Origin of the sequence: Pseudomonas sp. ES3-33, assembly GCF_000952175.1 — a bacterium.
GTDB classification, from domain to species: Bacteria; Pseudomonadota; Gammaproteobacteria; order Pseudomonadales; family Pseudomonadaceae; genus Aquipseudomonas; species Aquipseudomonas gregormendelii.
The window spans coordinates 15,084-38,664 of sequence record NZ_JZRI01000103.1 but is presented as its reverse complement, the minus strand read 5'-3'; the positions used below and the strand labels follow the sequence as shown (position 1 = coordinate 38,664).

Here is a 23,581-nt window from a genome sequence, read left to right as displayed (position 1 = left end):
ACCGTACTTGGAATGACAAATCCTGCTTCAGGCCACAAATTACCTGTGTTCGCCGTTTATTTCCTTAAACCTGCAATGCAAGGTGAGACGAACAGCTCGCCGCGCCACGCGCCTTGCACCGTGCGTTTACCGACGATCAGCCACATCACCGCGAGCATGGCCACCAGCAGGCAGCCGAACAGGCTGAAGAACATCAGGCTCAGGACGTTGGCCAGTTTCAAGGTGGCCAGGGCATACACGCCGAGGGGAAAGGTGAAGCCCCACCAGCCCAGGTTGAATGGAATGCCCGCACGCAGGTAGCGCACCGTGATCAGCAGCGCAATCAGCATCCACCACAGGCCGAACCCCCACAGCGTGATCCCGGCGATCAGTCCCAGGCCGGCGGCTATTTCCCCGATACCGGCCATTGCATTGGCCGCGAAGATCGCCGGCGCATCGCCGCCCAGCAGCAACATGCCGAGCGCACCGGTGCCAATGGGGCCCAGCGCCAGCCAGCTCGAAGCGGCCATGTTTTCGTGAGGCAGTTTATGCAGCGCCATGCGCAGCATCAGGATGGTCAGGATGCTGAAGGCCACTGGCAGGGAGAAGGCCCAGAGTACGTAGCTGGTCACCAGCACCACCAGCTGCGAATGCGCGTCGGCCAGATGCGGTGCAAGCAAGCCACCACTGGCCGCGGCCACTTCCGCCGCGACCACCGGCAACAGCCAGACGGCGGTCATCTGGTCGATGCTGTGCTCTTGCCGGGTGAACATCATGTAGGGAATCAACACCCCACACGCCAGCGCCATCGCCACGTCCAGCCACCACAGCGCCTCGGCCAGTTGAATCACGCCCTCACCCCAGCGCGGCAGGCCGAACACCAGGAAGCCGTTGATGATGGTCGCCAGGCCCATGGGGATGGTGCCGAAGAACATCGATACCGTGGAATGCCCGAAGATGCGCCGCGCCTCGTGAAAAAACCAAGTCCAGCGCGCCGCGTACAGTACGGTGAACAACGCGAACAAACCGATATTGAACAGCCACAGCGCTTCGGCCGCAGCGCGCAGGCCCGGCACGTTAAATGGCAGCTGAGCCAGCGCCAGGGCCAATACGCCGGTGCCCATGGTGGCGGCGAACCAGTTCGGCGTGAACTGGCGAACGACTTCGCGGGGGTGCTGCAACTGAGTGAAGGGCTTGAGGGTGGTGCATGTCATGGCGAACTCCTGTCCTCTGGTGAGGTGGAATTCATGGTAGATCCGAATCGAATATCTATATAACGGGTAATATCTCTAACTGTTATCTGTTTTGCAGATATAGACCATAGCGGTTAACGGACCTCGCTACGCACTTTCACTGGCCGCTGGCGCACCAGCGTAAACAACGCCCCCAGCGCCAGGACTATCAATACCGCACCATAGCCGTCGGTGGAGGCCACTAGGCCAAAGGTGCGAGTCAGGCTGCCGGCCAGCAACGCCGGCAGGCAGAACGCCAGATAGCTGAGCACATAGAACGCCGACATCAAACCGGCCCGCTCGTGGGGCAAGGCCAGCGGTACGAGGCTGCGCACCGCGCCGAGAAAACCCGCGCCAAAACCGCACCCTGCCACCAGGGTGCCGACAAAGAACAGCGACAGGCTGGCAGTGTGCACGGCGATCAGAATCAACGCGACGCCCGCTGGCAGCAGGGTGGCGCCCAGTTGCAGCACCTTGTCGCCTGGCCGGTTGCGCAGGCAGTAGATCATCAGCGCTCCGGTCACCGTCAATGCCGCAACCGTCGCACCGCCAATCAGGTTCGACGTCGAGCCGGTCGCGGTGCGCACCAGCGAAGGGGCCAGGGATGCGTAGAAACCACCGAGGGCCCAGACCGCTGTGTTGATCGGCAACACCATCCACAAGGTGCGCCGGGCCTGGGGCGGTACATGCAGGGTCGGTCGCAACGAGGCCCAAGCGCCCGGTTGCCGGCTGACGCTTTCCGGCAAACGCCAGACATACAGCGCCTGCAGCACGAACATCACCAGCAACAGCCAGTAGGTGAGCTGCAATGGCAGCGGCGCAAACTCAGCCAGCAGGCCACATCCCATTGCCCCCATTGCCATTCCCAGCAGCGGCGCAACACTGTTGATCAGCGGCCCCTGCTGTCGATTGGCATCCAGCAATGCGGCGCTCAACACCGCCGTGGCCATGCCGGTGGCGAAGCCCTGCAGGACGCGGGCGGCAATCAGCCAGGCAACCGAGTCGGCATTGATAAACAGCAGCATCGCGAGGATGTTCAGCATCACGGCGGTAAAAATCACCGGCTTGCGCCCGAGGAAATCCGATAGCGACCCCACCGTGAGCAACGCGACGAGCAGACTGATGGCGTAGACCCCGAAAATCACGGTCAAGGTAGCCGCTGAAAAGTGCAGATGCTCCTGATACAGGTGATAAAGCGGCGTTGGCGCAGTGGAAGCGGCGAGAAAACTGAGTAAGGTGAACGCCAGAAACCACAGGCTGGAACGGTTGGACGTTGTACCGGGCATGCTATATCTCCGCAAAAGCTAATATTTTGCTTTTGCGGAGTGTGCGGCTGGCTGGCGCTTAAAGCAAATTCTTTGTGTTAAGGTCCGATGCATGGCTATTAAAGAAGGTTTACGCCCCGGTGGCCGCAGCGCCCGGGTGCAGGAGTCGATTCATTCGGCGGTCCGCGAACTCCTGGAAACACACCAACGCTCGACCCTGACCGTGCCGCAGATCGCTGCGCGCGCCGGTGTCACGCCGTCAACCATTTACCGGCGCTGGGGCGATCTGTCCGTGTTACTGGCCGACGTCGCCCTGGCACGCATGCAGCCCGATGGCGAGCCGGCCAACACCGGCAGCCTGCGCGGTGACGTGCGAGCCTGGGCCGAGCAATATCTGGACGAGATGAGCTCCGAACCGGGCAGCAACATGCTGCGCGATGTCCAGTGCAGCCAGACCCCGGGTTATTGCGTGGCGATCATCGGCGCCCAGTTACAGGCCATTCTGGAGCGTTACCCCGATCAGCCCGGGCCGAGCGTTGATCGGCTGATCAATTTGCTGGCGGCACCGACCGTGTTTCGCATCCTGTTTTCGGCGGCGGCGCTGGAGGTGGAGGAGCTGCATCGGTTGGTTGATATTGCGCTGGGGCAGTGACAAGGCCATGCATACGTCCTGCGACACCCCGCCACGCCACGACCTTGGTCGACACTGACGAACCCCTTGCATCGTGCGAGACTGTCTGACCGGGATGGAGTCCCGGATGTCTTTGCCCTGGAGTTCTCATGTCGCTGTCCAGCGGGCTGATCGCCGCCGTCGCCCTGGCCTATATGGCCATCATGTTTGCCATCGCCTTCTACGGCGACCGTCGCGCCACGCCGCTGCCGCCGCGGGTGCGTGCCTGGGTCTATAGCCTGTCGCTGGCGGTGTATTGCACCAGCTGGACGTTCTTCGGCGCCGTGGGACAGGCCGCCGAACAGCTCTGGTCATTCCTGCCGATCTACCTCGGGCCGATTCTGCTGCTGGTGTGCGCGCCGTGGGTGCTGCAGAAAATGGTGATGATCAGCAAGCAGGAGAACATCACCTCCATTGCCGACTTCATCGCCGCGCGTTATGGCAAATCCCAATCCCTGGCGGTAGTGGTGGCGTTGATCTGCCTGGTCGGGGTATTGCCCTACATCGCCCTGCAGCTCAAGGGCATCGTGCTCGGCGTAAACCTGCTGATCGGCGCCGGTGCCGACGCGATGGGCGTGCGGGCCCAGGACACGGCACTGATCGTGTCACTGGTGCTGGCACTGTTCACCATTGTGTTCGGCACTCGCAACCTGGACGCCACCGAACACCACCGCGGCATGGTGCTGGCCATTGCCTTTGAATCGCTGGTCAAGCTGTTCGCCTTCCTCGCGGTGGGTGCGTTCGTGACTTATGGTTTGTACGACGGTTTCGAAGACCTGTTTGACCAGGCCATGCTGGCCCCGCGCCTGGAGCAGTACTGGAAGGAGACGATCAACTGGCCATCGATGATCGTGCAGACCGGGGTGGCGATGATGGCGATCATCTGCCTGCCCCGGCAATTCCACGTGACCGTGGTGGAAAACATCGACCCGCAGGATCTGCGCCTGGCCAAGTGGGTGTTTCCGGCCTATCTGGCCCTGGCCGCGCTGTTTGTCGTGCCGATCGCACTGGCCGGGCAGATGCTGTTGCCCAGCTCGGTGCTGCCGGATTCGTTCGTCATCAGCCTGCCGCTGGCCCAGGCCCACCCTGCCCTGGCGCTGCTGGCGTTTATTGGCGGTGCCTCCGCGGCGACAGGTATGGTGATCGTGGCGAGTGTCGCGCTGTCGACCATGGTTTCCAACGACATGCTGTTGCCATGGTTGCTGCGGCGCAACAATGCAGAGCGCCCGTTCGAAGTGTTCCGCCAGTGGATGCTGTCGGTGCGCCGGGTCAGCATTGTGGTGATCCTGCTGCTGGCGTACGTCAGCTATCGCCTGCTGGGCTCCACCGCGAGCCTGGCGACCATCGGCCAGATCGCTTTTGCCGCCGTAACCCAACTGGCCCCCGCCATGCTGGGCGCACTTTACTGGAAGCAGGCCAACCGCCGCGGCGTTTTCGCCGGCCTGGCCGCCGGGACCTTTCTCTGGTTCTACACCCTGGTGCTGCCGATTGCGGCGCACAGCCTGGGCTGGTCGCTGAGCACCTTCCCCGGCCTGGGCTGGCTGCAGAGCAATCCGCTGAATCTGCCCATTACCCCACTGACTCAAGGGGTGGTGCTGTCGCTGGTGGGCAACTTCACGCTATTCGCCTGGGTCTCGGTACTGTCGCGCACACGGGTGTCCGAACACTGGCAGGCCGGTCGATTCATTGGCCAGGAAATCAGCGCCCGGCCAAGCGCTCGCTCGATGCTGGCGGTGCAGATCGACGACCTGCTGCAGCTCGCTGCACGCTTTGTCGGTGAGGAACGTGCCCGCCAGAGTTTCATCCGCTTCGCCTATCGCCAGGGCAAAGGCTTCAACCCGAACCAGAATGCCGACGGCGAGTGGATCGCCCACACCGAGCGCTTGCTGGCGGGCGTCCTGGGTGCCTCGTCTACTCGCGCAGTGGTGAAAGCGGCGATCGAAGGCCGCGAGATGCAACTCGAGGATGTCGTCCGAATCGCCGACGAAGCCTCCGAAGTCCTGCAATTCAACCGTGCGTTGCTGCAAGGCGCGATCGAAAACATCACCCAGGGTATCAGCGTGGTCGACCAGTCGCTGAAGCTGGTGGCGTGGAACCGGCGCTACCTCGAACTGTTCAACTACCCGGATGGCCTGATCAGCGTCGGCCGGCCGATTGCCGACATCATTCGGCACAACGCCGAGCGCGGCCTGTGTGGCCCGGGCGAAGCGGAAGTGCACGTCGCCCGCCGCCTGCACTGGATGCGCCAGGGCCGCGCCCACACGTCCGAGCGGCTGTTTCCGAATGGCCGGGTGATCGAGCTGATCGGCAACCCGATGCCCGGTGGCGGCTTCGTCATGAGTTTCACCGACATCACCGCGTTCCGTGAGGCCGAACAGGCGCTGACCGAAGCCAATGAAGGCCTGGAACGCCGGGTGACCGAACGCACCCACGAACTGTCGCAACTCAACGTCGCCCTCACCGAGGCCAAAGGTACCGCCGAGTCTGCCAATCAGTCCAAGACCCGCTTCCTCGCGGCGGTCAGTCACGACCTGATGCAGCCGCTGAACGCCGCCCGACTGTTCTCCGCCGCCCTCTCCCATCAGGACGACGGCCTGTCCAGCGAAGCACAAAAACTGGTACAGCACCTGGACACCTCGTTGCGCTCTGCCGAAGACCTGATCAGCGACTTGCTGGACATTTCCCGCCTGGAAAACGGCAAGATCAACCCCGATTCGAAGCCGTTCGAGCTCAATGAGCTGTTCGATGTGCTGGGTGCGGAGTTCAAGGCGCTCGCCAGGGACCAGGGCCTGAAATTCCGCGTGCGCGGCAGCAAGTTGCGGGTCGAAAGCGACATCAAATTGCTGCGGCGCATTTTGCAGAATTTCCTTACCAACGCTTTCCGTTACGCCAAAGGCCCGGTGCTGCTGGGCGTCCGGCGACGCCAGGGCGAGGTGTGGCTGGAGGTCTGGGATCGCGGGCCGGGCATTGCCGAGGACAAGCAGAAGGTCATTTTCGAAGAATTCAAACGCCTCGACAGTCATCAGACTCGCGCCGAGAAAGGCCTGGGCCTGGGCCTGGCGATTGCCGACGGCCTGTGTCGGGTTTTAGGCCATCGCCTGCAAGTCCGCTCACGGCCCGGGCGTGGCAGTGTGTTCAGCGTGTGCGTGCCTTTGGCCCGGGCGCAGGCGGCGTTGCCGGTCAAGACTGCCGAGCTCAACGGCAAATTGTTGAGTGGTGCTCAGGTGCTCTGCGTCGACAACGAGGACAGTATCCTTATCGGCATGAACAGCCTGCTGACTCGCTGGGGCTGCCAGGTGTGGACTGCGCGCAATCGCGATGAGTGCGCGGCCCTGCTCAGCGAGGGGATGCGCCCGCAACTGGCGCTGGTCGATTACCACCTGGACGACGGCGAAACCGGCACCGAATTGATGGCCTGGCTACGCACTCGCCTGGGTGAGCCGGTGCCGGGAGTGGTGATCAGTGCCGATGGTCGGCCGGAGATGGTCGCCCAGGTGCATGCGGCAGGGCTTGGTTACCTGGCCAAACCGGTTAAGCCGGCGGCGCTGAGGGCGTTGTTGAGCAAGCATTTGCCGCTTTAAAAAGATCGCAGCCTTCGGCAGCTCCTACAGGGCTGTACACCATCCGATGTAGGAGCTGCCGAAGGCTCGGGCCGCGTTCGGACGATCTTTTGATTCTGGGGCTTCTACTCCGGCAACTCCGCCAAACCATCCACATCCGTCATCGCCCGCTCCAGCAGATCCGCCGGCAGGCTCTTGCTCGCCCGCGCGCCCAGCAACTTCAGCTGCTCACTGCGACTGACCAGGTTGCCCCGGCCCTCTGTCAGCTTGTTGCGCGCCGAGCTGTAGGCCTTGTCCAACTGTTGCAGGCGATTGCCGACCTCGTCCAGGTCCTGGATGAACAACACGAACTTGTCATACAGCCAACCGGCCCGCTCGGCGATTTCCCGCGCGTTCTGGCTCTGGCGCTCCTGTTTCCACAGGCTGTCGATCACCCGCAGAGTCGCCAGCAAGGTGGTCGGGCTGACGATCACGATGTTGCGGTCGAATGCTTCCTGGAACAACGTCGGCTCCGCCTGCAGCGCCGCCGAGAACGCCGCTTCGATCGGCACGAACAGCAACACGAAATCCAGGCTGTGCAAGCCGTCGAGACGCTTGTAGTCCTTGCCGGACAAGCCTTTGACATGGGTGCGCAGGGACAGCACATGTTGCTTGAGGGCGATCTGGCCGATGGCCTCATCATCAGCCGCCACGTACTGCTGGTAAGCCGTCAGGCTGACCTTGGAGTCGACCACCACCTGCTTGTCGCCCGGCAAATAGATGATGACGTCCGGCTGGAACCGCTCGCCGTCGGGACCTTTGAGCGTGACCTGAGTCTGGTACTCGCGGCCCTTCTCCAGGCCCGCGTGTTCCAACACCCGCTCAAGGATCAGCTCACCCCAGTTGCCCTGGGTTTTCTGCCCTTTGAGTGCGCGGGTCAGGTTGGTGGCTTCGTCGCTCAACCGCAGGTTCAACTGCTGCAGGCGCTCCAGTTCCTTGGCCAGCGAGAAACGCTCCCGCGCCTCAGCCTGGTAACTTTCTTCGACACGCTTTTCGAATGACTGGATGCGCTCTTTCAGCGGATCCAGCAACTGGCCCAGGCGCTGCTGGCTGGTCTCGGCGAACCGCTGCTCGCGCTCATCGAAGATCTTGCCAGCCAGTTCGGCGAACTGGGCACGCAACTCATCCCGCGAGCCCTGGAGGTCGCTGAGCCGTTGCTGATGGCTTTCCTGTTGTTCGCGCAGCTCGGCATGCAGGGAAGCGGCCTGGGCGTCGAGACGGCGCAGCTCAGCCTCTTTGCCAGCGCGCTCGATGTTCCAGGCATGCGCGGCGTCCCGGGCGTCGTCGCGCTCGACCTGCAACAGTTCGACTTCGCGGCGCAGTGCGGCCAGCTCGGCCTGCCTGGACGTGTTGATCTGACTGAGGTCAGCGATTTCATCTCGGCTGGTTTCCAGCTGGGCGTTCAGGCCATCCTGCGCCAGCAGGGACATCGCCAGCCGCTCCTGCAGCAATGCCACTTGCGCCTGCGTCACGCTGGCGCGGCGCTGCAATTGCCAGGCGAGTACCAACAACGGCAGGGCAGCCCCCGCAAGACCAAGCAAAATGCTGGTCAAGTCCATAGCCATAGCCGCTCCTGCCGATGAGATAAAGCTTGAAGGTTAACCAAGGCGTCAGGTCTTGGACAGCTCAGTCTTCGACCAGCCCCAGTTCCCGCTGTGCGCGCCGATCCCCTGCCCGCGCCGCCTGGCGCAGCAGGTCCTGGCCGATGCGGCGATCGCGGGCATTGCCGCACTCACGACACATCAGCTGGCCGAGGCGGCTTTGCGCTGCCACCACGCCTTCCCGTGCCGGCTGCTTGAGCAGACGTCCGGCGAGGTGTTTCACGTTCGGGTTGTCGCCCAGGCGCGGGCTGTCCAGAAGCCACTCGGCCACACGCATGGAAAAGCGTTTGGGAGGGACAGCGGCGGTGGGTGAAGAGGTTACGGAAACTGATACTGAACGAAACTTCATAAAACACTGTAGGGCAGATCGGAAGGCGCGCCACTCTACTCTTTTTTTCCTACAGGTAAAGCTTAAAAAACCCGGCACGCCCGTCCTAGAGCAAGCGCTCGGGACAATCCACAGAAGCTGTGGATAACTCAGTGGACAACCTGCCTTGAACTCTCGCAAACCCCTGTGGAATGGGGCTCGCAGTCAAACTGACGATTTTTTCACCAGTAAAAAAAAGCGATGTTTTTCATTGACTTAAATTTTGGTTACAGGCACCCACTGCGCTTGCGAGTCAGATGACAGTGCCGTGACAGCGTGCGCAACTAATGTGCACAAGTACCTTCGCGACGGTTATATCAATGCGCTTTTTCGGCGCATTTTGCGCTACGAACCTGTTGATTACTCGTTCACAACCCTTGATCCAGACCGGTCTGGGGCCAAGCCTGCGTGCTCAACCAGCGGTCGGATTCTGTGCTACTGGACAGCGCACCCGACCAACGGCCATACCTGAAAAACTCGTTCGATTGTGATCACAAAGGTTTCTTTGCTTATACCCCTTCCATTACCAAAATCGTTTTGTTAGTATCTACGGCGTTAGTACCAAGCTGAAAGTCAATTCTGGTCGAACAAATCCCCCCGGACAGCCTTCATAAACGAAGCCCATCCGAACAAGCGGGACCGACTACCTCGATGGTTTCCAGGTAAACCTTGCGTCAATACAGCCTTTGATCGAAAGCAAAGGGTATTGCCAGGCCCACTTACTCTGACCGAACCAGCCTGCAAATTGATCAGGATCTTCACCCCGGGCCCAGAACCTTTGCCCTTGATGTGTTGCCTGCCCTCCTAAGTACCTACCTGCCAGCCCAAGCGCGCCAATTATCAGCGCTTCAAACTGGCTGCTTTGTTCCAGTCGGGTTCTTCGGTCGACCAACGGTGGTCGTCGTCACTGGAACGTTTTAATTTTGCACGGCTCTTATCCGTGTCGCTTGTAGGAACACCCAATAATGACTACTCAAATCCACACCCAGGATGCTATCCGCACCCTAACCAACGCTTTTGCACCAATGAACTGCCTGATCATGGCCGCTCGCAAAGGCTGCTTCAGCTTCACTCTGGTCAACGAACACGGCATCGCTCGTCACAGCGAACGCCTCTACCCCGATCAGTACTCCAGCGCCGAACCGCTGCAGGCCGTGATCGAGCGTACCCGTCAGGCACTGGTTGCCTGATACGCCAGAAAGACTGAAACATCAAAAGCCTCGCTTAAAACGCGGGGCTTTTTATTGCCTGATATTTCCCTTCCAGCCGCCAAAGCTTAAGCACCAACCGATATAACGGTTATAACTGGCCGGCGGAAATATTTTAAAAACAGGCCTTTACGTCGCGAATATGACACTACACTTCAACTCAAGCGGCTTGATCCGCTTCCGGCGAGCCTGAACCGATCCATCGCTGCCAAGGCCCCCTTTCAGGTATCGCCGACCACTTCCGCTCCGAGGGCTTTATGGGTATCGCTGCCAGCGAACTGTGCCGCTATGTGATCCGTCCGACCTTGCTCTACCTCGGACGCCACAGCGCAACTGCCGAATCCCTGCTGCTGGGTATCGCCGCCAGCCAGTCAGCCCTTGGTTCCGCCCTGCACGACCGCCGTGGCCACGGCCTGTACCGTATCGCCGAACCGCGCCACCAGGCGCTATGGGATCATTACCTGGCCCTGGACCCGGAGCGTGCCAGCCTGGTGCGGGGCCTGGCGAGCCAGCATGCATTCCTCAGCAGCCCGCATCTGGAATTGACCGTCAACCTGCGTTACGCCACCGCCATCGCCTGGCTGCTGGTAGAAGAACAAAACACCTCGCTCCCCGAAGCCGATGATCTGCTAGGGATGGCCCGCATCTGGCGCCAGACCTTCCAGCCCCAAGGCCGCCTCCGTGATTTCACCTACGCCTGGCATACCTGTGTTTCAACGCTGAATCAGGTCGCCTGCTGATCCACCCACTTCACAAAATCGCCCAACTCGCGGCGAATCCGGTCTGATTGTCCTACAAAACCGCTCTAACTCAAGCATTACAGCCTATAGCGCTGGGACGAAAATGTTGGTAATTTTCGCCCCGGTGATCACCAGGAGTTCTAATAATGAAAAAAGTAATGCTCAAAACCACCCTTAGCCTCGCCGTTACCTTGGCATCCACCCAGATCTTTGCAGCTGGCTTTGCCATCAACGAACAAAGTATCAGCGGGATGGGTACAGGTTTTGCCGGGCGATCTTCCTCTGCCGATGACGCAAGCACCATTTTTGGCAACCCTGCCGGCATGTCGCGCATCAAGCGCGAACAAGTCACCGGCGGCGCTGCAATGCTCGACGCACACACCGATATCAGCCGCGCCAGCTCCAGCCCGAACGGCGGCACCAACCACGGTGACATGGTCCCGTTCATCGCTGTGCCGATGGGCTACTACGTCAAGCCGATCGATGACAAGTGGGCAGTGGGCGTAGGCGTCTACGCACCCTTCGGCCTGGTGACCGACTACGAGAGCAACTTCGGCGGTCGCTACTTCGGCAGCAAGAGCGACGTTAAAGTCGTGACCCTGCAACCGACCGTCAGCTACGCCTTCAACGACAAGGTGTCGATCGGCTTCGGTCCGACCATCAACCGCATCGACGGCAAACTGGAATCGAACCTGTCGATCACCCAGGCCGCCGGCGATGGCGAAGTCAAGATCAAGGGTGACGACACCGCGCTGGGCTACAACATCGGCGTGCTGGTACAAGCCACCGACAGCACCCGCATGGGCCTGACCTACCACTCGAAAGTGAAGTACAAGCTCGAAGGCAACACCAAGGTCAACTACAACGTCCTGGGCCTGATCGGCCAGAACCCGAGCCAGAAGTACGACGCGTCCCTGGACCTGACGACGCCTGAGTCGGTCGACTTCTCGGTGACCCATCAGCTTGATGACCAGTGGACCCTGTACGCCGGCAGCACCTGGACTCGCTGGAGCCGCCTGAAAGAAATCACCGTGGAAAACAGCGGTGTACCCGGGGTGCTCAATGGCCAATTCGGCAGCATCACCGAAGAGCAGAACTGGCACGACACCTGGGCTCACGCCATCGGCGCGTCCTACCAGCTTAACAAGCAATGGGTCCTGCGCACCGGCCTGTCCTTCGACCAGTCGCCGACCAACAACGTCGACCGCTCCCCACGCATTCCGACTGGCGATCGCAAGATTTTCAGCCTGGGCGCCGGCTGGAGCCCGACCGACGACCTGACCATCGACGTGGCGTATTCGTACCTGCGTGAAGAAGCAGTCAAGGTCAACAACAGCAACGACCGCGGCCAGAGCTACAACGCCAAGTATCAAAACTGGGCGAATGGTTTCGGTGTAGGCGCGACCTACCGCTTCTGATGAAAGACGCCTTGAGCGCCTGAATCAAAAAAGCCCCGCTCTGTGCGACAGAAGCGGGGCTTTTTAATGGGCGTCAATCAGGGTTGCGAGGCGATGGCCTTCTCGACAGCAGCGATGAATTCAGGGTCATCCGGCTTGGTCAGGCTGGAGAAATTGGCAATCACCTTGCCCTGGCGATCAACCACGTATTTGTAGAAATTCCATTTGGGCGCGCCAGTCTGTTCGGCAAGCACCTTGAACAGGTGAGTCGCGTCGTCACCGCGCACTTTCTGCGGCTCGGTCATGGTGAACGTCACACCGTAATTGACGTAGCAGACCTTGGCGGTCTCGGCGTCGTCCTTGGACTCCTGCTTGAAGTCGTTGGAGGGCACGCCGATCACCTCCAGTCCCTGAGCCTTGTAGCGCTGATTGAGCGCTTCAAGGCTCTTGAACTGCGGGGCGAACCCACAGAAGCTGGCGGTATTGACCACCACCAGCGGCTTGCCAGCAAAGCGCTGGCACAAATCGATCGATTCCTTGGCGCGCAACTTCGGTAGCGAGCCCTGTAGCAGTTCCGGGCATTCGGCTGGCTGGGCCAGTCCAGAAAACGCAATCAGTAACGCGGGAACGGCTAACCAGCGCGTCAACATATCCGTGCATCCTTGAGAAGGTCGTCAGAGCAAAGTTACTCGCGCGCACCTCTTTCTAGCAAGCACCAGTCAGGCAAACAGCTCTAACAAACGCCCATGCCCAACTGCATCAATGCCAGCCCGCCCTGGTGCCAGCCCCACCACACCAGGGCCAGCAGCAAGGCGCCAGCAGCCGCCAGGGCAACACGCGGCCAGATACGACTCATGATGCACTCAACTGCGTCTGCAACCGCGCCACGGGCCGCTCGCGCACCGGCCAGTTAAGGGCCGCCGCCAACAGGCTGAGAAGAATCGCCACTTGCCAGATCAAGTCATAGCTCCCGGTCCGGTCATACACCACCCCGCCCAGCCAGCCGCCCAGGAACGAGCCCAACTGGTGAAACAGGAAAACAATGCCCCCGAGCATGGACAGGTTTCGCACGCCAAACAAGGTGGCGACGGTGCCGTTGGTCAATGGCACCGTGGACAGCCACAGGAAGCCCATCGCCATGCCGAACAGGTACGCGGTGGTGGTGGTGACGGGCGCCCACAGGAACAACCCGATGACCACCGCGCGCAGCAGGTATAAGCCGGTCAACAGGCGCGGCTTGGACATGCGCCCGCCGAGCCAGCCAGCCGTGTAGGTGCCGAAGATGTTGAACAGGCCGATCAGCGCCAGCACCGTGGTGCCGACCGTTGCCGGCAGGTGCTGATCCACCAGGTAGGCCGGCAGGTGCACGCCGATGAATACCACCTGGAAACCGCAGACGAAAAAGCCGAACGCCAGCAGCCAGAACCCCGAATGGGAGCAGGCTTCGTGCAGCGCTTCACCCAGCGTTTGCTCATGACCGAGGGACGGCAGGGGTTTGTCCTTGAGCATGCCGACCAAGGGGACGATCAATGCCACCAGCAAGCCCAGCACCAGCAAGGCTGCAGACCAGCCCAGCCAACCGATCAGCCCCAGGGTGCCGGGCAGCATGGCGAATTGGCCAAACGAGCCGGCCGCACTGGCGATGCCCATGCCCATGCTGCGTTTTTCCGGTGGTACCGCGCGCCCCACCACCCCGAGAATCACCGAGAACGACGTGCCTGACAATCCGATCCCGATCAGCAGGCCGGCACTCAGGGACAAGGTCACCGCCGAATCGGAAAGGCCCATGCACACCAGGCCAGCGGCGTATAGCACCCCGCCGATCAACACGACCTTGGCCGCGCCAAAACGATCCGCCAGGGCGCCGGTGAAGGGTTGCGCCAGGCCCCAGATCAGATTCTGCAGAGCGATGGCAAAGGCAAAGGTTTGGCGGCCCCAGCCAAACTCGGCACTCATCGGCGCCAGGAACAGGCCAAAGCCATGGCGAACGCCCAGCGACAACGCAAGAATCAGCGCACTGCCCAGCAACACCCAACCGCACGTACGCCACATCGATGTCATTATTATTCTCCGATAGCGGGTATATACCCGCTTATATTCGAACGCGCCGGCTTCAAGCCAGTTCGTCCAGCAGTTTGAGCAAGGTTTCGCGTTTTTCCGCGCCCAGGCGATCAACCAGCCGCTGTTGCGCAGCCTCCCAGGCTGGCAAGGCCGCCGCCAGGCGTTCGGCGCCAGCGTCGGTGAGTTTGACGATGCGATTGCGCATGTCCTCGCCCTCGACCAGCATCACCAGCCCTTCCCCTTCCAGTACCCGCAGGTTGCGCCCCAACGTGCTGCGATCCAGCCCCATGGCCTCGGCCAGGGTGGAAATACTCGGCTGGTCCAGGCGTTGCAGGTTGCACAGCAAAGAATACTGGGCAACGTTGATTCCGAAGCCATCGAGAGCGCCGTCGTAATGCCTGCTGACGCCACGAGCGGCGCGACGCAGGTTGATGCATAAACATTGGGAGTCGAGCATGATGCGTGTATATACCCGCGAGTGAGATTAATCAAGTTTTCTACAGTAACTGCAGGAGCAAAGCGTGCTCGCGCTGGCGATGTGACATTCAGTGGTCATGTCGCCTGGTAGCACGCGATCGAGAGCAAGCTTTGCGCCCACAGGTAATCATGTCTAATCAGACCAACACCAACCCAACCAACACCCCAACCTCCAGCAACTCCAGCAGCGCCCCCGCCGTGTCCCCGGTGGTACCGCCCAATCGCCGCAGCATCAACTGCCGCAGCCAGGCAAACGCCAACCCCGCCATGACCAGCGCAGAAACGCCATTGAGCTCCGCCAGCAACACACAGGCCAACGCACTGAGTGCCAGCACCAGCTTGCCCGCCGAGCGCGGCAGATGATCAGCCAGCGCCTGCCCCAGCCCGCCGGCACGCACATAAGGCGTGGTCAGAAACAGCCCCAGCAAGGCAGCGCGCCCAATCAGCGGGACTACCAGCAAATAAACCCCATGTTGCTGCTCGATCAACGCCAGCAACGCGGCAAATTTAAGCAGCATTACCAGCACCAGCGTAACCACTGCGATGGGTCCGCTGCGCGGGTCCTTCATGATGGTCAGGGTGCGTTCACGGTCGCCAAACCCGCCAAGCCACGCATCAGCGCTGTCGGCCAGGCCATCGAGGTGCAAGCCGCCGCTCAACAGCACCCAGGCCGTCAGCACCAGTGCAGCGTGCAGCACTAAAGGGCTGCCATTGAGGAGGCCGTTCAGCCCCCACAAAATTACGCCAAACAGCAACCCCACCAGCGGATAAAACAGCAGTGAGCGCCCGAGCTCCAGAGGTGTCGGCATGCCCGGGAGGCGTACCGGCAGGCTGCTGAGGAATTGCAGGGCGATCCAGAATGGCAGCATGCTCAGTTCGCTTCCCGCAACAGTCCAGCGGATTCAACGGCCAACGCAAACATCGTACCGTGGCCAACTTCGACATTCAGCAGTTGCTCACGGGGCAACCCTCGGGCCCGCGCCAGCAACAGGCGCATCACTCCGCCGTGACTGACCAGCAAGACCCGCTCCCCCGCATAAGTGGCGTGCAAGCGCTCGACGGCGCCCAGCACCCGCGCGGAGAAATCCTCGACCGGCTCGCCCTGAGGCGGGGTGAACGAATACGGATCGGCCCAGAACAAGCCCAGGCCCTCGGCGTCGGTTTCCATCAGCGCCGCAGCGCTCTGCCCTTCCCAGGCGCCGAAATGCAGCTCCTGCAGAGCCTTGTCCTGATGCACCGGCACGCCCAGTTGCGCGCCGAGTTCCTCTGCAAACCGCGCACAGCGCTGCAAGGGTGAGCTGACCAGGCGATCCCAAGGCCCCTGATCCGCCACCGCGGCACGCATCTGTGCCCAACCGGCGTCGGTGAGCGCGTCATCGATGCTGCCGCGCAGGCCGCCGCCCAGTTCGGTTTCGCCGTGGCGCAACAAGTCCAGGCGCAGGGTCATGCCGGGCGGTCCGCAACGGCGGCTTCGGCAAAGGTCGCCATCTGCCCGTGAAGGTCACAGGCCAGGCGCAGCAAGGGCACGGCCAGCGCGGCACCACTGCCTTCGCCCAGGCGCAGGCCCAGCGCCAGCAAGGGTTCGGCGTCGAGCGTCTCGAGCACGTGCCGATGCCCCGGCTCGGCGCCACAATGCCCAAACAACAGCCATTGACGGCACGCCGGATTCAGCCGCACGGCCACCAGCGCGGCAACGCTGCAGATAAAGCCGTCCACCAGCACCGCTACCCCTTCCTGGGCACAGGCGAGATAGGCGCCCACCAGTGCGGCAATCTCGAAACCGCCGAGGTTGTACAGCGTCGGCAACGGATCGCCACGCTGGGCACTGTGCAGTGCCAGCGCGCGCTCGATGACCTGGGCCTTATGGCTGACGCCTGCGGCGTTCAGTCCGGTGCCAGGCCCGGTCATTTGCACTACCGGGCAATCGAGCAATGCACAGGCCAGGGCGCTGGCGGCGGTGGTGTTGCCAATGCCCATTTCACCACCGATAAACAGCTGGGCGCCGCCAGCTATGGCGCGGTGCACGCTGTCGCGACCCGCCTGCAAAGCCAGCGCACCCTGCGCTGCAGTCATCGCCGCAGTCACGGCGAAATTCGCCGTGCCCGGGCCGATGTTCAGGTGCCGCACGCCTTTGAGGTCGAGGCCCGGGTTGACGGTACCCAGATCGACCACTTCCAGTGCCGCGCCCAGTTGCCGTGCCAGCACGCTGATTGCCGCGCCGCCGCTGACGAAGTTGTGCAGCATCTGCCCGGTCACTTCCTGGGGATACGCAGAGACGCCTTCGGCAACGACGCCATGGTCGCCAGCAAAAATGCCGATCCACACTTGATCAAGCGTCGGCTTCAGTTGACCCTGCAACCCGGCCAGTTGCACCGCCACAGACTCGAGCCGACCCAGCGAACCCGCGGGCTTGGTGAGCTGCTGTTGGCGGGCCTCAGCCTGTTCGACGGCGTGACTATCTATGGGTTTGCACGGGTTGAGCCACCAGGCTTGGGTCATAACGCGGTTCCTTTGAGAGTCAGGGGCAGGCCGGCCACGGTGAGGACGACTCGCTGGCAGCGCTCGGCCAGCGCCTGATGCAGCCAGCCGGCCTCATCGACGTAGCGCCGGGTCAACTCGCCCAGCGGTACCACGCCCATGCCGGTCTCGTTGCTGACGAAAATGATTTCACCCGGCAAGGTCGCCAGGCAGTCGAGTAAAGCGTCGCGTTCGACCGACAGGCGTTCGGCGTTGTCCAGCATCAGCAGATTGGTGAGCCACAGGGTCAGGCAATCCACCAGCAGGCAGCGATCGGCGCTGGCGTTTTCGCGCAGTACGCGGGCCAGTTCCAACGGTTCTTCGATCAATGCCCATTCGGCTGGCCGCCGCGCACGATGGTGGGCCACCCGCTGGTTCATTTCGCCGTCCAGCGGTTGGCTGGTGGCAATGTAGGTGACAGCCAGCTCACTGTCAGTGGCGAGCCGTTCGGCCAGGCGGCTTTTGCCGGAGCGGGCGCCGCCGAGGATTAATTGCAACATGGTGGGTTCCTTGAAATCTTCGGTGGGGCGATAGGGCACTCAGATACCACACAGTTCACGCAACAGCCCGGTATCCAGGTGCTTCTCCACCAGATCCGCCAACCGCTCGATATCCCGCTCTCGCAGGCCGTGATAGTCCACCTCCTGCACATCCTGCAAACCGGCCCAGCGCAGCAGTGCACTGCAGGCCGCCGGCGACTCGAACAAACCATGCAGGTATGTGCCGAAAATCTGCCCGTCGGCGCTCTGTGCTCCATCACAGCGGCCATCGTCCAGCAGCACTGCCGAATTCTCCAGCGCAGGGCCGGTAGTCACGCCCGCATGGATTTCGTAGCCGCTGACCGGCGCATCTTCCAGTGCCAGGCGACCACGCACATTGCGCAGTTGCTTCTCCTGTTCCAGCCGGGTTTCAAAGGCCAGCAGGCCCAGCCCTGCGCTGGAACCGGGCGTTCCTTCCAGACCCAGCGGATCATGCACCTGCGCACCGAGCATCTGCAGGCCGCCGCAGATTCCCAGCAGCTTGCCGCCATAACGCAGGTGACGGGCAATCGCCGTGTCCCAGCCATTGGCGCGCAGGTAGGCAAGATCACTGCGCACGCTTTTCGAGCCGGGCAGGATGATCAGGTCGGCGGGGGGAATGGCCTGGCCGGGGCCGATGAACTGCAAGTCCACCTGCGGGTGCAGGCGCAGCGGATCGAAATCTGTGTGGTTGCTGATGCGCGGCAAGACCGGCACCACCACCTTGAGCACCTGGTCCGCCTTGTCGGTCTGGCGTTGATCGATGCCATCCTCGGCTTCCAGGTGCAGGTCCATCACGTACGGCAGTACACCGATCACCGGTTTGCCAGTGCGCGCTTCCAGCCAGTCCAGGCCAGGTTGCAACAAGGCGATGTCACCGCGAAAACGGTTAATGATGAAGCCTTTGACGCGCGCCTGCTCACTGGCGGACAGCAACTCCAGGGTGCCCACCAGGTGCGCAAAAACCCCGCCGCGGTTGATGTCTGCAATCAACACCACCGGACAATCGACAGCCTCGGCGAAGCCCATGTTGGCGATGTCGCCGGCGCGCAGATTGATTTCCGCAGGCGAACCGGCGCCTTCCACCATCACCACCGGATAGGCTGCGCTCAAGCGTTGATGCGAAGCGAGCACCGCCTGCATCGCAATGGCCTTGTAGTCGTGATAGGCGACCGCGTTCATGCTCGTCACCGCCCGCCCATGGATGATCACCTGGGCGCCCGTGTCGCTGTTGGGCTTGAGCAGCACCGGATTCATGTCGGTGTGCGGCTCGAGATTCGCGGCCTGGGCCTGCACCGCCTGCGCACGACCGATCTCGCCCCCGTCGGCCGTGACCGCACTGTTCAGCGCCATGTTCTGCGGCTTGAACGGCACCACGCTCACGCCCTGGCGCACCACCCAACGACACAGCGCGGTCACCAGCGTGCTCTTGCCGGCGTCGGACGTCGTGCCCTGCACCATCAAAGTAGTCATTGTGCTTCCTCGACGAAGGCTTCAAGGGCTGACACCAGGCGTGCCCAGTCTGCTTCCTCGGCGGGCAGGCCAAAACGCAGGCTGCTGTTGTGGGTGAACAGGCGCAACAGGATGCCGCGCCGCGCCATGAACTCATACAGTGCTTCGGCGCGCTCGGTGATCAGCCACTGGAACAGCGCGCAGCCGCCCTGTGGTACGAAGCCGTATTGCTCGAGCAGCAGCGCCAGGCGTTTGCTGGCGGCCTGGGTGCGCAAACGTTGCCCGATTTGCCCTTGGGTATCCAGCAGACAGGCCTGGCCGAGGATGCGGGTCGGCCCACTGACCGCCCAGGGCCCGACTTGCTCGGCGAGCAATTTAAGGAATTTGCGCTCGGCCAGTACAAACCCCAGCCGCACGCCCGCCAGGCCAAAGAATTTGCCGAACGATCGCAAGACGATCAAGCCGACCTGATGGGTATAAGCAGCCACGCTCAATTGCGGCGTGTTGTCCATGAAGGCCTCGTCCACCACCAGCCAGCCGCCGCGCTGGGCCAGTCGCGAATGCCAGTCGAGCAGGCGCTTGGGGGACAGGCCAAGGCCCGTGGGGTTGTTCGGATTAACCACCACCAGCACGTCCAGGTTGTCGATAAAAAAATCCACTTCCTGCTCCAGCACTTCGCGCACGATGTAGCCGCTGCGGCGCCAGGCTTCGGCGTGCTCGGCGTAACAGGGTGACAGCACGCCGACCTTGCCGGCCCGGCGCAAACGCGGCAGCAGCTGGATTGCCATTTGCGAACCGGCCACTGGCAGCACCTGGGCAGCACCGTAATAATCGCAGGCAGCCTGCTCCAGGCCGTCATCGCTTTCCGGCAGCCGCGCCCACGCTCTCAGCGGGATCTGCGGGATGGGAAACGGCCAAGGCGCCAGGCCAGTGGACAGGTCGAGCCAGTCGGCTTCGGCGATACCGTAGTCGATTGCCGCCTTACGTAAGCGCCCGCCGTGTTCAAGCATAAAACTCCGCCCCCACGCAGATAATCAACAACCACAACCATACCCCGCGCTGGACCAATTGCCAGCCACGGTCGATGGAATCCGCGTCCGCCGGTACGCCCTCACCCAACGGCGGGCGCTGGTGCAGCTCACCGTGGTAAATCGCCGCCCCGCCCAGCTCCACGCCCAGCGCGCCGGCACCTGCGGCCATGACCGGACCGGCATTGGGGCTGTCCCAGGTCGGCCCCTGGGTCCGCCAGCATTTGAGTGCCAGTCGGGTTTTGCCCAGCAAGGCGTAAGTCAACGCCACCAGCCGCGCAGGAATGTAGTTGAGGACGTCGTCGATTTTCGCCGCCGCCCAGCCAAACCGCTCGAAGCGTTCGTTGCGATAACCCCACATGGCATCCAAAGTGTTGCTCAAGCGGTAGAGCACCACCCCCGGCGCGCCAGCGACGACAAACCAGAACAGGGCGGCAAATACCGCGTCGCTACCGTTCTCCAGAACGGATTCGGTGGCCGCGCGGGCGACTTCGGTTTTATCCAGCTCGCTGGTCTGGCGGCTGACCAGGTAACCGACGCGAGTGCGCGCTTCATCCAGGTCATCGCTGCGCAGGGCCCTGGCCACCGGCTCGACGTGCTCGCCAAGGCTGCGCATGCCCAGTGCGCAATAAAGTGCCAGGATCTCGACGATCCAACCCACCAATGGCGCCCAGGACAACGCGGTCGCCAGTAAGGTCAGCGGCACTACGGCGAGTACCCAGGCCGTCACGCCATGGCTGCGCCAGCCTCTACCACCACTGTTGAAGCGCTGCTCGATGCGATCGGCAAAGCGCCCGAACGCCACCAGCGGATGCCAGCGCCTGGGCTCGCCCAGCAGCGCATCCAGCCCCACGGCAGCGACGGTCAACAACGCCACACTCATTGACTCTCTCCCCAGACATTTTCATACAGCAATTCACCCAGCGGCCGCGACTGCGCCCAGCCTTCGAGGACCAGCATCGGCGCCGGATAAAATTCCTGCACCGGCCCCAGGCACAACACCGCCATCGGTTTTGCTCCCGGCGGCATGCCCAGCAGATCGGCCAGGGCTTGCGGCTCGAATAGCGAAACCCAGCCCATGCCCAGCCCTTCGGCACGGGACGCCAGCCACAGGTTCTGGATGGCGCAGGACAACGAGGCGATGTCCATTTCCGGCAAGGTGCGCCGGCCGAAGATGTGGCGTTCGCGATCATCCATCAGCGCGGCGACCAGCACTTCGGCGCAGTCGTTGATGCCTTCGACTTTGAGCTTCATGAATTCGTCAGTGCGCTCGCCCAGGGCTTCGGCGGTACGGATCCGCTCTTCTTCCACCAGGCCCTGGATTTGAGCGCGCACAGTGCGATCGCTGATGCGCAGGAACCGCCAAGGCTGCATCAGGCCGACACTGGGGGCCTGGTGCGCGGCTTCGAGCAGGCGCCGCAGCAGCTCGGGCTCGACAGTGCCACCGCTGAAGTGGCGCATGTCGCGGCGTTCGGCGATGGCACGGTAGACCGCGTCGCGTTCGGCCTGACTGAATGTGGCGTCGGTCATGGCCTTTTCGCGAGCAAGGCGCCCTCCCGGTCAGGCAAAAACAGTGCAGCCACCGCCACCGGATTCGACGGAAAATAAAAGTGCACATAAGAAGCCGTCATCCGCCCCTGACGATAAACCGCCTCCGCCCCACGTCCGCCATTCGGGCTCAGCCCACGGGCAATCGGTGCCAGCTCGGTGCTGGTCAGCGAGTGATGGTAGGTATGCCCACGTAACGCGCCCTCAGGCAGTTCCACCACCTGCAAGGCCAATGCAGCCAGGCGCTTTTGCATGACCGCATCTCCGGCCAGCAACCCCACCAGTTCGGCACGCGTGCCGTCGACGTCGGTCAACGAATCGAGCAGATAAAGCATCCCGCCGCACTCGGCCAGCAACGGTTTGCCCGCGCCATGGTGCGCGCGGATCGCCGCCAGCATCGAGGTATTGCCTGCCAACGCCGCATGGTGCAATTCCGGGTAACCGCCTGGCAGGTAAAGGCTGTCCGCCTCGGGCAAACTGGCATCACGAATAGGCGAGAAAAACCGCAACTCGGCGCCCATCGCCCGCAACAGGTCCAGGCTCGCACCGTAGGTAAATGCGAAGGCCTCATCACGGGCCACGGCGATACGTACGCCCGCGAGCAAGGGTTCGGCAACAACCAGATCAGGCGCGGCAAATTCCACCGCCGGGGGCAACGCTACCTCGCAACTGCTGGCCAAGGCGTTCGCCGCGGCATCCAGACGCAGGTCGAGGTCGTTCAATTCGCTGGCCTGCACCAGGCCGAGGTGACGACTGGGCAGCTCGATCCCGGTCTCCCGGGACAACGCGCCATACCAGCGCAACCCCTCAGTCAGGCTTCCTTCAAGCAACTGCGCATGGCGCAAGGTGCCCACGCGATTGGCCAGCACCCCGGCAAACGGCAAATCCGCCTGATAGCGCGCCAGCCCCAGAGCCAGGGCGCCAAAGGTCTGCGCCATGGCGGTGCCGTCGATCACCGCCAGCACCGGCACGCCAAAATGCCGCGCAAGGTCGGCACTGGAAGGCGTGCCGTCGAACAGCCCCATGACCCCTTCGATCAGGATCAGGTCCGCCTCGCCAGCGGCCTCCCACAAGAGGCGTCGACTGTCCTGCTCGCCGACCATCCACATGTCCAGTTGATAGACCGGCGCACCGCTGGCGCGCTCAAGGATCATCGGGTCGAGAAAGTCCGGGCCGCACTTGAACACGCGCACCTTGCGTCCCTGGTTGCGATGCAACCTGGCCAGCGCAGCGGTCACGGTGGTCTTGCCCTGACCGGAAGCCGGCGCTGCAATCAATACCGCCGGGCAACAGCGAGGCTGACTCACAATTCGACGCCTTTTTGCGCCTTGATCCCGGCCTGGAACGCGTGCTTGACCACGCCCATCTCGGTCACGGTGTCGGCCAGTTCAATCATCTCCGGCTTGGCACCGCGACCGGTCACCACCACGTGCTGCATGGGCGGACGAGCCTGCAAGTCACTGAGCACCTGATCGAGATCGAGATAACCGTGCTTGAGCGCGATGTTCAATTCATCCAGTACCACCAGGCCGATCGAGGGGTCACGCAGCAGTTCACGGGACACTGCCCACGCCGCTTCGGCGGCGGCGATATCGCGCTGGCGATCCTGGGTTTCCCAGGTGAAGCCTTCGCCCATCACATGAAACCGCACCTGCTCCGGGAAGCGTCGGAAGAACAACTCTTCGCCGGTGCTGTTGCGGCCCTTGATGAACTGCACCACACCGCACTGCATGCCATGGCCCATGGATCGCGCGAGCATGCCGAATGCCGAGCTGCTTTTGCCCTTGCCATTGCCGGTGAGCACCAGCAGCAAGCCGCATTCATTCGGCGAGTTGGCGATGCGTTCGTCGATCACGGCTTTTTTGCGCAACATGCGCGCCAGGTGACGTTCGTCACGATCGGGGGTATCAGTCATGGGGAAG

The 23,581-nt window shown here is 62.4% G+C and carries 23 protein-coding genes; 5 read left to right on the top strand and 18 right to left on the bottom strand.

Annotated features, from left to right (window positions below):
- Positions 1-56 precede the first annotated feature (56 nt).
- Both UB23_RS17595 and UB23_RS17590 read right to left on the bottom strand, forming a co-directional pair.
- Positions 57-1,193, bottom strand: a complete 1,137-nt coding sequence (locus UB23_RS17595; RefSeq protein WP_045060580.1) for a TDT family transporter — start codon at positions 1,191-1,193, stop codon at positions 57-59.
- A 113-nt stretch (positions 1,194-1,306) separates the two neighbouring features.
- Positions 1,307-2,497, bottom strand: coding sequence for an MFS transporter (locus tag UB23_RS17590; protein WP_045060579.1), 1,191 nt, complete (start codon positions 2,495-2,497; stop codon positions 1,307-1,309).
- A 91-nt stretch (positions 2,498-2,588) separates the two neighbouring features.
- Here UB23_RS17590 and UB23_RS17585 point away from each other — a divergent pair, with 91 nt between their 5' ends.
- Positions 2,589-3,128 carry a TetR/AcrR family transcriptional regulator gene (locus tag UB23_RS17585; protein ID WP_045060578.1) on the top strand — a complete coding sequence of 180 codons (540 nt, stop codon included), beginning with the start codon at positions 2,589-2,591 and terminating at the stop codon, positions 3,126-3,128.
- Between the two features lie 128 nt (positions 3,129-3,256).
- On the top strand, positions 3,257-6,727 hold the full coding sequence (locus UB23_RS17580; RefSeq protein ID WP_045060577.1) for a hybrid sensor histidine kinase/response regulator: 3,471 nt from the start codon (positions 3,257-3,259) through the stop codon (positions 6,725-6,727).
- Between the two features lie 104 nt (positions 6,728-6,831).
- On the opposite strand, the gene rmuC is transcribed toward UB23_RS17580, so the two are convergent.
- The gene (gene rmuC / locus UB23_RS17575) at positions 6,832-8,196 is read right to left on the bottom strand and encodes a DNA recombination protein RmuC (RefSeq protein ID WP_163019378.1); all 1,365 of its coding nucleotides are present in this window, start codon (positions 8,194-8,196) and stop codon (positions 6,832-6,834) included.
- A gap of 175 nt (positions 8,197-8,371) precedes the next feature.
- Positions 8,372-8,695: a hypothetical protein gene (locus tag UB23_RS17570; RefSeq protein WP_082069201.1), complete on the bottom strand. Its 324-nt coding sequence runs from the start codon at positions 8,693-8,695 to the stop codon at positions 8,372-8,374.
- Between the two features lie 983 nt (positions 8,696-9,678).
- On the opposite strand from UB23_RS17570, the gene UB23_RS17565 reads away from it, so the two are divergent.
- From UB23_RS17565 to UB23_RS17555, 3 genes are all read left to right on the top strand, one after another.
- Positions 9,679-9,903, top strand: coding sequence for a hypothetical protein (locus tag UB23_RS17565; RefSeq protein WP_008031832.1), 225 nt, complete (start codon positions 9,679-9,681; stop codon positions 9,901-9,903).
- Between the two features lie 275 nt (positions 9,904-10,178).
- Entirely contained in the window at positions 10,179-10,661 is a 483-nt protein-coding gene (locus UB23_RS17560; protein WP_045060574.1) for a hypothetical protein, read from the top strand.
- Between the two features lie 146 nt (positions 10,662-10,807).
- Positions 10,808-12,079 carry an OmpP1/FadL family transporter gene (locus UB23_RS17555; protein WP_045060573.1) on the top strand — a complete coding sequence of 424 codons (1,272 nt, stop codon included), beginning with the start codon at positions 10,808-10,810 and terminating at the stop codon, positions 12,077-12,079.
- A gap of 77 nt (positions 12,080-12,156) precedes the next feature.
- On the opposite strand, the gene UB23_RS17550 is transcribed toward UB23_RS17555, so the two are convergent.
- From UB23_RS17550 to cobO, 14 genes are all read right to left on the bottom strand, one after another.
- Positions 12,157-12,708 carry a glutathione peroxidase gene (locus tag UB23_RS17550; protein ID WP_045060572.1) on the bottom strand — a complete coding sequence of 184 codons (552 nt, stop codon included), beginning with the start codon at positions 12,706-12,708 and terminating at the stop codon, positions 12,157-12,159.
- An 83-nt stretch (positions 12,709-12,791) separates the two neighbouring features.
- On the bottom strand, positions 12,792-12,914 hold the full coding sequence (locus UB23_RS30525) for a hypothetical protein (protein ID WP_269082904.1): 123 nt from the start codon (positions 12,912-12,914) through the stop codon (positions 12,792-12,794).
- Positions 12,911-14,119, bottom strand: coding sequence for an MFS transporter (locus UB23_RS17545; RefSeq protein ID WP_045060571.1), 1,209 nt, complete (start codon positions 14,117-14,119; stop codon positions 12,911-12,913). Before UB23_RS17545 ends, UB23_RS30525 begins: the two co-directional genes overlap by 4 nt.
- 52 nt (positions 14,120-14,171) lie before the next feature.
- A complete protein-coding gene (locus UB23_RS17540) occupies positions 14,172-14,576 on the bottom strand; it encodes a MarR family winged helix-turn-helix transcriptional regulator (protein WP_045060570.1) in 405 nt (134 codons plus the stop codon).
- A 157-nt stretch (positions 14,577-14,733) separates the two neighbouring features.
- Complete coding sequence (locus UB23_RS17535; protein WP_045060569.1) at positions 14,734-15,465, bottom strand: adenosylcobinamide-GDP ribazoletransferase; 732 nt, start codon at positions 15,463-15,465, stop codon at positions 14,734-14,736.
- A 2-nt stretch (positions 15,466-15,467) separates the two neighbouring features.
- Positions 15,468-16,043, bottom strand: a complete 576-nt coding sequence (gene cobC, locus UB23_RS17530; protein WP_045060568.1) for an alpha-ribazole phosphatase family protein — start codon at positions 16,041-16,043, stop codon at positions 15,468-15,470.
- Positions 16,040-17,095, bottom strand: coding sequence for a nicotinate-nucleotide--dimethylbenzimidazole phosphoribosyltransferase (gene cobT / locus UB23_RS17525; RefSeq protein ID WP_045060567.1), 1,056 nt, complete (start codon positions 17,093-17,095; stop codon positions 16,040-16,042). Before cobT ends, cobC begins: the two co-directional genes overlap by 4 nt.
- A complete protein-coding gene (cobU, locus tag UB23_RS17520) occupies positions 17,092-17,613 on the bottom strand; it encodes a bifunctional adenosylcobinamide kinase/adenosylcobinamide-phosphate guanylyltransferase (protein ID WP_045060566.1) in 522 nt (173 codons plus the stop codon). The genes cobT and cobU overlap by 4 nt, the downstream gene beginning before the upstream one ends.
- 39 nt (positions 17,614-17,652) lie before the next feature.
- Positions 17,653-19,104, bottom strand: coding sequence for a cobyric acid synthase (locus UB23_RS17515; RefSeq protein ID WP_045060565.1), 1,452 nt, complete (start codon positions 19,102-19,104; stop codon positions 17,653-17,655).
- On the bottom strand, positions 19,101-20,093 hold the full coding sequence (cobD, locus tag UB23_RS17510; RefSeq protein WP_045060564.1) for a threonine-phosphate decarboxylase CobD: 993 nt from the start codon (positions 20,091-20,093) through the stop codon (positions 19,101-19,103). Before cobD ends, UB23_RS17515 begins: the two co-directional genes overlap by 4 nt.
- Entirely contained in the window at positions 20,086-20,994 is a 909-nt protein-coding gene (cbiB, locus tag UB23_RS17505; protein WP_045060563.1) for an adenosylcobinamide-phosphate synthase CbiB, read from the bottom strand. The genes cobD and cbiB overlap by 8 nt, the downstream gene beginning before the upstream one ends.
- Positions 20,991-21,641 (bottom strand): 5,6-dimethylbenzimidazole synthase, encoded by a 651-nt coding sequence (bluB, locus tag UB23_RS17500; RefSeq protein ID WP_045060562.1) that lies wholly within the window; start codon positions 21,639-21,641, stop codon positions 20,991-20,993. Before bluB ends, cbiB begins: the two co-directional genes overlap by 4 nt.
- A complete protein-coding gene (locus UB23_RS17495; protein ID WP_045060561.1) occupies positions 21,638-22,966 on the bottom strand; it encodes a cobyrinate a,c-diamide synthase in 1,329 nt (442 codons plus the stop codon). Before UB23_RS17495 ends, bluB begins: the two co-directional genes overlap by 4 nt.
- Positions 22,963-23,574, bottom strand: coding sequence for a cob(I)yrinic acid a,c-diamide adenosyltransferase (cobO, locus tag UB23_RS17490; RefSeq protein ID WP_045060560.1), 612 nt, complete (start codon positions 23,572-23,574; stop codon positions 22,963-22,965). The genes UB23_RS17495 and cobO overlap by 4 nt, the downstream gene beginning before the upstream one ends.
- Positions 23,575-23,581 lie beyond the last annotated feature (7 nt).